Origin of the sequence: Alicyclobacillus contaminans DSM 17975, from assembly GCF_000429525.1 — a bacterium.
Taxonomy (GTDB): domain Bacteria; phylum Bacillota; class Bacilli; order Alicyclobacillales; family Alicyclobacillaceae; genus Alicyclobacillus_A; species Alicyclobacillus_A contaminans.
In genome coordinates this window covers 1-9,480 of record NZ_AUCA01000068.1, presented here as the reverse complement: position 1 = coordinate 9,480, position 9,480 = coordinate 1, and the positions used below count along the sequence as shown (strand labels likewise).

The window sequence follows — 9,480 nt, the reverse complement described above, 5'->3', positions numbered from 1 at the left end:
GATGAAGGCCTGCCAAATCAACCACGAGCGGACGGGTTACAACAACCCCGATGCTGACGGATACATCGAGCGATTCTTCCGGTCGCTGAAGGAGGAGGAGGTCTGGCTGCAAGAATACAGCAGCTTTACCGAGGCGAAAGCGGCGATCGAGTCATACATTCACTTTTACAACACGGACCGACCTCATTCCGCACTAGGTTATCGGTCACCGTCGGAATTCAGAAACTGGAAAATGCAACAGAACGCAGCGTGAGACGGTTTTTATCTGAATTGTAAATCTATCATCTCTTTCTTAAAAGCCATCCCATCTGTCTTGACAATGTGGGGTTCAATACGATTGGAGCACTGATTATCCTGATGATGTCTATCACCGGACTCTTGCTCAACCACCAGTCATGGATTGGTTATTCTTCTGCAGAGAGACTCAAATTACAAAAGCTCATCTTCGGACTTCACTCTGGTTCCATCGGCAATACATCGTTTGTATGGCTCACAGATTTGGGAGCCATATGCATGATGGTCCTCAGTATCACCGGATTGTGGGCATGGGTGAGCATCAGTATCCGAAAGAAATATGTCTTGAAAAGGAGATGAATATCATGAGGAAATCGGTGGGAGTCATCTCTTCCATCGTTCTCCTGTTTGCGCTGGCTGGGTGCGGCACGACAGCCAACAACACGAGCACGTCTTCGAACACAACAAGCATGGGCAATATGGTGATGGGGAATCAAACAAGCACCACGCAGTCAACTTCCGGATTGGCGCAAGCGTTCCAGGATGAGTTGAACGGATTCAACACGATAGAAAACGACTTGAAGAAGAACGACTATCAAGCGGCCACCGCGTTGGCTGACAATCTGCACAACGAGTTTCATGCCATGATTCTCGGGCCTCTCAAAGAAAAGAAGGGCACTGCGTATGCGGAAGATATCCACTCGAAGTATGATGAGTTGCAAGATGCCATCCAGAACAAAGACACAGCCAAAATCGGCCAACTCATCAAAGTGAACCGGGACAACTTGTACACCGTTGCTCAAATCCTGGGCGTCCCATTACAAAAATGAAGAGCCTGTTGGCTCCTGTGGACGCACCTTTGACACCTGTGAGGGACAGAGCGCCCGCCTCTGTCCCTCTTTGCTGCCTGTTGACATTCCTCACAGAAATGCCCCCTGTTCTCCCTGTGTACCGTCCTCATTTCGCAATACTAACCTATGAAAAATCGCGATGGCGATATTGAGATCCTGATATATCCTTTTGCAAACCCCTTGATAAGATAGGAGTACACGTTTTCCAACAGGAAAGAAGGCGAACATCCATGTCCATCCCTGCAAAATTGTCGCTGTTGCCACCGATGGTGCGTGTACTGCTGGTCGGTGCGGTGCTGTCCCGACTCGCGTTTTCCATGACGACGCCGTTTCTCACCATTTATCTCCTCCGCCACACCCATCTCAGCGTTGCGGCGGTCGGCTTCGTCGTGGGAGGTGCCGCGGTGGCGGGCATGGCTGGCGGATTCATCGCCGGCGCGTTGACGGACCTGCTGGGCCGCAAACCCATTCTGCTCTCCACGCTGTATATCTGGGTGATGGTTTTCATCCTCTTTGCCATCGCGCACGCGCCCGCGGTGCTGATTGTGTTGACCCTGTTGAACGGAGCGTGCAGATCCATTTTCGATCCGGTCTCCCAAGTTCTGATGAGCGACCTCACGCCGGTCGAAGAGCGCTATCACGTCTTCTCCCTGCGTTACACCGCAGCCAACATCGGCTACTCCGTCGGCCCGCTGCTTGGCGCGTGGCTCGGACTCACCGGCGGCGATGGTGCCTTTCTCTTTTCCGGCGCGGTGTTTCTGGTGTACACCGTGCTCCTGCAGGTGATGATGGCAAAGGTTCATTCTTCCGGCGAAAGCCATTCCAACTCCAGGTCACAGACGTCTTTCCACCATGTTGTGAAGGTCATCCTCGCGGACCGCGTCCTGTGGTTCTACCTGTTGGGTGGCATGCTGGTCCGATCCGCGTACGAACAAATCAACACCAACGTCTCGGTGCACCTTCAACAGCACGTCATGCACGGGTTGGTTCTGTATTCGGTGCTGATCAGCTTGAACGCAATCGTCGTTGTGGTCGGTCAGATGCCCATCTCCAGGTGGGCGGAAAAGAAATCCTTGTTGCTGAACGTCTTTCTCGGAAACCTGTGCTATGCGCTCGGATTGATGGGTCTCGCGTTCACCCGGAACTGGGCGGTCGGCATGGTTGCCATGGTGGTGTTCACGGTGGGAGAAATCCTTTCCTTTCCCGCAGGGACGCTGTTCATCGACAAGATTGCACCAGAAGAGATGCGTGGCGCCTACTACGGAACCAAGAATGTTCTGGACCTCGGCAAGTTCTTCGGCCCGTGGCTGGGCGGTCTTGCGATGGCCGCGTGGGGTGGAACGGTCATGCTGAATCTCTGCGCCGTGGTCGTGCTGTTGAGCACGCTGCTATACCGAGTGGGACTGACCCAGCTTCGCCCATCGCAGCGCATGGCGCCGCAGCCCAGTACAGCCAAGGAATCTGGTTGAATCGCCTTGTACAACAATCCGTAAGTGCGCATTGATAACATTGGCGAAATTGCCAAGCCAGTGATCTACCCTCGTTCATCAGGAGATGACCATACCCTTGAAAAAACTCGTGTTCAGTCTGGCCATAGGAGCGGCGGTGGCCGCGGGTTCGTACAACTACTCGGACGCCGCCAGCACCACCAATGATGAAAACCTGGTGATTCTGCAGGACAGTGCCACGGCGGCTGACTACGAAGCGCAGTTCAACCGGATGTGGAACGATACGAAAAACTTTGCTGCCTGGTCGTAAATCCGCCCGGCATCCATGCTGGGACGTTCACTTCAAGGGCCACCGCTTGTTGCGGTGACCCTTGACGTGGGGCGACGGCACACGGAAAGACTCGGCTCACCCGCTCGATGACGGCCCTGTCGACGAAGCGTCGGCGAGCAGGGACTCATTGACCTCCTCCAGCGCACGGCCGGACGTGCGCGGTCCCAGTGCACCCACATCCACCATGATGAGAACCATGGCGCAGGCCACCACCGAGAACATGGCCGTCGCACCGTGAACTTTTAAGATGGGAAGCAGAATGAACGGCATCAGGCCGCTCATCAACCGGCTCAGGCTGTACGCGGACCCCGCGGCCGTGGCGCGAATGGCCGTTGGGTATATCTCCGCTTGGAAAATATGAAACGCATTCGAAAAAATATTGCTCGACAATGTGTACAGAAAACCGAACACGATGATCCAAAGCGGCAGTCTCGACATGCCAAACAGGATGCCGAAGACGGCCATGCACAGGGCGGATCCAACAATGATCCATTTGCGTTGAACCCGTTCAATGATGGGCAGCGACAGCAGAGATCCAATGGGGTAGCCGAGGAAGGAAAGCGTGACATACGTGAGCGAGCTGGTCACCGTGATGCCCTTGCTCGCCAGCACAATGGGGGCCAATGTTCCAAAACCGTAGTACCCGAGCGTCTGGAGAATCTGAAATCCCCACAACATCACGGTGCGTTTGGCAAACCCGGCGTGAAACAATGTGGAGAGCGGAACTTTTCGGGGTTCCACCGATACGGATGCGTGCTCTTCACTCTTCCCGACGGAACCCACCGACGCCTCCATGTCCTCGACAATCGCTCGGGCTTCATCCACTCGGCCCACCGACTCCAGCCAGCGCGGCGATTCCGGCAGATGGTGCTGAAGCAGCCACACGATGATGGCCCCAAGGGATCCAATGACAAACAGCCACCGCCAACCCGCCATTCCCACGTTCGTTGGCACCAACCACCGCGCCAAGAACCCTTCCACGGGCATGGCGCAGAATCCCAATGTGTACGCCCACGCGATCATTCGGCCTCGGCTTTTCGCCGGGATCATCTCACTGAGATACGTATCCGCCAACGGCGGTAGGCCGCCAATGCCGAGGCCCGCCAAAAATCGCGCGGCAATCAGGAACGCAACCGACGTGCTGAACGCGGAAATGAACGTGAAGACCGAATAAATCAGAAGGACGAAGAGAATGGCGCGGCGTCGGCCGATTTTATCCGCCAAGCCGTTCAGCAGAATGGCTCCAAGGAACATGCCGAGGAATGCCGAACCAATGAGCAGGGACAGCGTGGGGCCCTCGATGTGAAACTCTTTGGTCAACACGGTGCCCAACACACCCGCCAAGAATATGTCGAACAGGTCGAAGAACTGACTGATACCGATGATGGCAGTCACTTGCCGGTGCACCCGGCCGACGGGCATTCGGTTCAAGCGAGCGGCGATGGCGACATTCGTCACAGTCACGCACCTCTTTTGGAAAAATTCAGAATGAAATGCCCGCAGAAAGGACGCGTTCAACACCTTTAGCGTATGGAATGAGGCCAATGGTTCCGGATTGCGTACAAACCGCTTGGGCGACGTTGCTCGCGTTCGCCAGACATCCATCACAGGCACTCGCCGAGGCTACTGGCGCACAGAAAGCGACCATCCTCCAGCAGGTCTGGCAGCTGCATCGCTGCGGCCAATCGAAGAAAAATGTGGTCCGTGTTGGCCCCAATGGCAATCCATCGGCCGTCTGCGGAGCGGATCGCCCGATTTGAGCTCAATTTTGATGACCTCCGCCCCAAAGTCAGCCAAGACCCGCGCTGCAAACGGCCCAGCCACGACGGACCCAAGTTCCACCACCCGAATCCCCGCCAACGGCCTTTTGTCGCGGCCACTCAACATGTCAACCGCCTCCTTGTCAACGGAGCGTCAACGCGTCACCGGTGTTGCAGAACCGAATCCTTCGGCGACTCACGTGAATAGACAGCATGATACCGCTTTCAAGAACCGGTTGGTGAAGATGTGGCCGTGCAATCCGGACCACATCAGGTCGATGAAGGGCATCCAATGCCGACGAGAACCATCGATGTCCCGGATAATCCCCCCTTCCCACCGCACGCATTGCATGCAGGCGTCTCGTTGGATGGACGCTGTGCCTGTTCAATGGTCATATTGAGGTATACGTCTGTCATTCCGTGTTATGAGTGATGTCAGGACAACGAACAGGTCAATGGTCCGAGAGCCGATATCCGGTCAGTTAGAGATTTGTCAGTGGCAAATGACGCGGAATGCACCGCGCCAGGCGGTGCACTTACTGGAGCGTTGTGGACATGGCGTACTTGTCCTGAATATCTCTGCCGGTGATGGAGAGATATCCGACAACGAGAAGGATCATCAACGTCAAGATGAAACTGACCATCCCCTTGCCCATTCCCAGCCCACCAAGACGATGCGGCACCGATATCCAATCCGAGAATGAGGCCCCCACGGGTCGTGTCATGATGTACGCAAACCAGAAGGCGAAAATCCCATGGAGACGAAACAGCCAGTAGCCCACAGCCGGGATGAGCAGCAAGACCGTAAACAGCACACCGGATGAGAAATAGCCGAGATGCATGGTGGTTGCCGTCAGGTCCCCCGCCGCAGTACCGAGAGCGAACGTAGCCAACACAGTCGCCCAGTAGAACACTTCGCGTCTCCGAGTGGTGATGCTGTGAATGGACAACGTTCTCTCCATCGCATACCAGGCAGCGAATACAACCACCAAAACCACTGCAAAGAAAGCGGTGGACGCCACATAGGGGACGCCGAGCACAACGTGGGCAGCATCTGCCGCCATGGTTCCAAATATGCTGACCATGACGACAACAAACCAGTAGATCCACGTCACGTATCGACGAACGGCGAACTGCAGCACGAACGCAACGATGAGGCCGACTCCGCCAAGCGCCACGGCCACGAACGGATTCATGTGCGTCGCCAGAAAGTCAGAAAACACTTCCCCCATGCCAGTGGTCAATATTTTCGCAATCCAAAAGTACACCGTGACTTTCGGCACCTTCGCAAGCAGTTTGTCTGGTTGATTCACCGTTCAGATTGTCCTCCATCCCTGAAATGTACGCTAGCTGGAAACAGATTGAGACGTCCACGCCGAGGTGGACGTCTTCGTGCAAGGTCGCTATATATGGTAGATGATCTGTGTTAAGGAATTGTGGAGTTGGGATTAGAGTTGGCTGAGAAGCCAGATGCTTCGCGATGCCTTCGACCCATGATCATCCGAGCTTAGAATGTTGCATCCCGACCTCATATCGCGGCTGTTCGCGGAAGAACGGGTTGCGACCTACAACGAGTGTCGGGTGGGAGCGCTTTGTGCTCCCGCGTATCACCATGTCTCCATGTGATCTTGGAGATTTCTCAATTCGCGGATCCGCCCGCGAATTTCGAGGTAGGATTTCAAGACGTCGTAGTTGAACGAAGCCCCCTCAACCGCTTGCTCGAGTTTCCGTTTGTAAGACTCCAGCTGATTCGTGAGATATTCAATTCGGTGATCGATGTACCATCTCATACGTTCCTTATCCGTTCGGCGCATCGTGTACTCCTTCGTTTCACCGGACTCATCCAATGCCGAGACCATATCCCGTACCCTCGTTCTGGATCGGATTGCCGCCCCAGAACGAGAAGATTGTGTAAAGTGAATGACGAAATATCGGTTGGATTAACGAAAATATGCTGAATATCTTCCCTGCCATTCATAGGTTACAACAATTCTCGTCTGTATGTTATCCGTCACGGAGCATTTCGAGGAACCATAGAGTCCTCTGAAACAAGTAAGAGTGCCGTCAGCCGGCGGTTCATTGCAGCCACAAGGAAACGGCCGGCTGAGTAAATGCAGCGGTGCTTGGACAGCCGCAGATATGCGGCCCTCATCATCGATGTCGTCGCGATGGTAGAACGCCCCGTGGCGCTCCACTCCGTCAGTAGTCCCTATCAGGGTAATGAGTCTCTCGGTAAATTCCTCTCACAAACGTATAAAGACGGCGGTAACTTTCAAAGTCCTTTCTGTACATGGTGCGAATGGAATAGTTGGTAAATCGGTATACCACCACAGAATCTATCATGTAGCCGCTGTACTTGGGTAAACCAAGGTTAAAATAGTCAATCAAATGTGTGTCGTCGTAGAACAAGCCACGCCCGCATGGAATCTGTATTCCCATGTTGTAGGTGCGGGCAGCCATTCCCGTCCACTCTATCCACTCGCGTCCATACGGCCCAGAGCCATAATAATCGGGATTTAAGGCTGCCACGTCAAAGCCAAAGTTGCGCCATTCCCAGACGGAATAGGATCCATAGTTTGGGAGCCAGAAAGCAAGCTGGTTCCGCGCATGAATCCCCTGATTCACACGGGCGACAAGCTGCCCGTCTTCCTCCGGCAGAATCATTTCTCTAAGCCACACAAAGCCCCGGAATACCAGTTTATCGTGCAGGTGCTTCGACTCTTCCCAGCGCTGAAGAAACGCATCCATCCACCAATACAGGGCCTCCAGGCGATCTTCATCATCGGCAAAATTCAGCGTTCTGCCGTGGATTTCTCCGAAGTTCAACTGGCCGCGTCGAGGGTACGGCAGAGAGATCCATACGTCCACAGGTTGACTCGCGGCGTGATGGAGAGCATCCAGATTTCTATCGGAAGTGTATAATTCATCCATCCATGATTGCCAGGTGCTCTGATTGGCGATTTCGCCAAACGGATTCGCCAAGGGGTGCATAGACCGCTTGCCAATGGCAACACACATGAAGATAAACGATCGAAACATACGGTCAAAGCTGCTACCGTCTGGCAGAGTGAATTCGAGCGCTGGTTTCAACCGCCGCGCATTCCATACCCGTTTGCCACCACAAGGCAAAACGACAATATGCTCTTCAATCCCAAGTTCGTGCCCAGAAAGATATGCATAGTTCACTGGAGAACCCCCTCCGTGCCCTTTTGAGAGCATGGTATGTGTGCAACCATCCGTCCGAACTGGATACTTATCCACATGATGCCTGTCAGCGTCCTTGGTCATCGGCCCGAACACCATGAGACAATCGTTGCTATGATATGGCGAATCGATGTAGAGGAGGGCGTTGAGGTGTTCGTTTTGCATGCTCCGACGGAGATTGCTGGCCAAATCGGATTACTATGCGGGGGACTTCGTTCTTTGGGGATTGGAGCGTCGGGCTACAACTGGTATCAATCTTATCTTCAGTACAATGAAAACATCATCAATACGGATTCGTTTGAATTGGCCCACTTCGGACACGATCTCACGAAAAGGGCGGATGTATTGCATTTCCACAACGGAGACACGCTCACCGTTGGACATATGGAACTGCCAGCCCTGCAATCCATGGGCAAAAAGATGGTGATGCATCATTGGGGAAGCGATGTCCGAACGAAGTGGCGCACGCGCCAACTGAATCGTTACGAGCTTCCAGATAGTTACTTTCCTGATGAGGAAATCGACCGGCACCTGCGCTTCCTGTCTAAATATATCTCGACCGCCATCGTACAGGATTATGAGCTGTATCCACATGTGAAGGACTACTACCCGAATGTGCATGTATTGCCTCTGGTTTGTAACACCGAGCAGATTATGCCATCTTATCCTGACCCAGAGCGCACGGTTCCAGTGGTTCTTCATGCTCCGACCAATCGTGAATTTAAAGGCAGCAAATATGTGGAGCAGGCCATGGAACGGCTCAAGCCGTTGGCAAACTTCAAATATCAAGTCATTGAGCATGTCTCCCACGCGAGGGCAATGGAGTTGTACGCAGGCGGCGACATCATCGTTGACCAACTGCTTTGTGGGACCTACGGAATGCTCAGTGTAGAAGCTATGGCACTTGGAAAAGTGGTCGTGGCATACGTGCGTGATGATGTGAGAGCGCATCTGCCCGCAGATTTTCCGATTGTCGTGGCAACACCGGAGACCTTGGACGATGTACTGCTTCCCCTCTTGCAGGATGGGGAGTTGCGCCGCAACATCGGCGTGCGAAGTCGCGCCTTTGCGGAACAGTTTCACTCTGTTGACCGCGTTGCCAAACAATTGGCGGAAATCTATAGATCACTGTAAATCCTCACCCCTCCGACACACCGCCTTCCCGCCGGATGTTACGGTGACCATGGTGAAACGGGCACACGTAAGACATGCCAAGCCACCCAGACGAACACCGGCGGAGACCCTCTGGACTGGGCCAAGCCATGCAACTGCCCCGTCACAGCCCCAATTAGGCATCTATCCTAGTGTCACGAGTCTAAAATAAATATACAGTGGTGTTTACCATTGTGGTAATATCATGGCATGGGCAAACGAGCCATTGAAATTACACTCACTGATGATGAACGTGACCAATTGGAACAATGGGTCCGTTCCCCTTCCACTCCACAGAAACTGGTCCGCAGGGCGCAAATTGTGCTCCGAGCGGCGGATGGATGGACCAATCAACAAATGGTTAAAGCCGGTCTTGGAACCGGTGTAACCATCGCTTTGTGGCGCACTCGGTTTGCCGAACTGCGCTTGGACGGACTGAAGGATGTTCCAAAACCCGGCCGTCCGAAACAGATCAGCAAGGAAAAAGAGGCAGAAATTAT

Annotated in this window: 11 protein-coding genes and 1 pseudogene; 6 read left to right on the top strand and 6 right to left on the bottom strand. The window is 53.9% G+C overall.

Translation table 11 applies throughout. The features are described from left to right. From G463_RS21015 to G463_RS0116245, 4 genes are all read left to right on the top strand, one after another. A partial coding sequence (locus G463_RS21015) for an integrase core domain-containing protein (RefSeq protein ID WP_026975629.1) occupies positions 1-253 on the top strand: 253 nt, incomplete at its 5' end. A gap of 346 nt (positions 254-599) precedes the next feature. After that, positions 600-1,064: a hypothetical protein gene (locus tag G463_RS0116255; protein WP_026975997.1), complete on the top strand. Its 465-nt coding sequence runs from the start codon at positions 600-602 to the stop codon at positions 1,062-1,064. 251 nt (positions 1,065-1,315) lie between these two features. Continuing rightward, positions 1,316-2,554 (top strand): MDR family MFS transporter, encoded by a 1,239-nt coding sequence (locus G463_RS0116250; protein WP_026975996.1) that lies wholly within the window; start codon positions 1,316-1,318, stop codon positions 2,552-2,554. Positions 2,555-2,651: 97 nt separating this feature from the next. Then, a complete protein-coding gene (locus tag G463_RS0116245; protein ID WP_026975995.1) occupies positions 2,652-2,843 on the top strand; it encodes a phospholipase D-like domain-containing protein in 192 nt (63 codons plus the stop codon). Between the two features lie 96 nt (positions 2,844-2,939). Here G463_RS0116245 and G463_RS0116240 read toward each other — a convergent pair whose 3' ends face one another. The 6 genes and pseudogenes from G463_RS0116240 to G463_RS0116220 form a co-directional block, all read right to left on the bottom strand. Continuing rightward, positions 2,940-4,322, bottom strand: a complete 1,383-nt coding sequence (locus G463_RS0116240) for an MFS transporter (protein WP_026975994.1) — start codon at positions 4,320-4,322, stop codon at positions 2,940-2,942. A gap of 146 nt (positions 4,323-4,468) precedes the next feature. Next, positions 4,469-4,630, bottom strand: coding sequence for a hypothetical protein (locus tag G463_RS24125; protein ID WP_425387078.1), 162 nt, complete (start codon positions 4,628-4,630; stop codon positions 4,469-4,471). After that, positions 4,602-4,751, bottom strand: a pseudogene (locus G463_RS23700) (CoA transferase); the annotation flags it as partial. The pseudogene G463_RS23700 and the gene G463_RS24125, both read right to left, overlap by 29 nt. Positions 4,752-5,160: 409 nt before the next feature. Continuing rightward, on the bottom strand, positions 5,161-5,937 hold the full coding sequence (locus G463_RS0116230) for a COG4705 family protein (RefSeq protein WP_026975992.1): 777 nt from the start codon (positions 5,935-5,937) through the stop codon (positions 5,161-5,163). Between the two features lie 294 nt (positions 5,938-6,231). Continuing rightward, entirely contained in the window at positions 6,232-6,483 is a 252-nt protein-coding gene (locus G463_RS0116225) for a hypothetical protein (protein WP_026975991.1), read from the bottom strand. 340 nt (positions 6,484-6,823) lie between these two features. Beyond that, on the bottom strand, positions 6,824-7,810 hold the full coding sequence (locus tag G463_RS0116220; RefSeq protein ID WP_026975990.1) for a DUF4855 domain-containing protein: 987 nt from the start codon (positions 7,808-7,810) through the stop codon (positions 6,824-6,826). 168 nt (positions 7,811-7,978) lie between these two features. Here G463_RS0116220 and G463_RS0116215 point away from each other — a divergent pair, with 168 nt between their 5' ends. Together G463_RS0116215 and G463_RS23350 are read left to right on the top strand one after the other, a co-directional pair. Continuing rightward, positions 7,979-8,962 carry a glycosyltransferase family protein gene (locus G463_RS0116215; RefSeq protein ID WP_026975989.1) on the top strand — a complete coding sequence of 328 codons (984 nt, stop codon included), beginning with the start codon at positions 7,979-7,981 and terminating at the stop codon, positions 8,960-8,962. A 228-nt stretch (positions 8,963-9,190) separates the two neighbouring features. Beyond that, a partial coding sequence (locus G463_RS23350; RefSeq protein ID WP_035487823.1) for a helix-turn-helix domain-containing protein occupies positions 9,191-9,480 on the top strand: 290 nt, incomplete at its 3' end.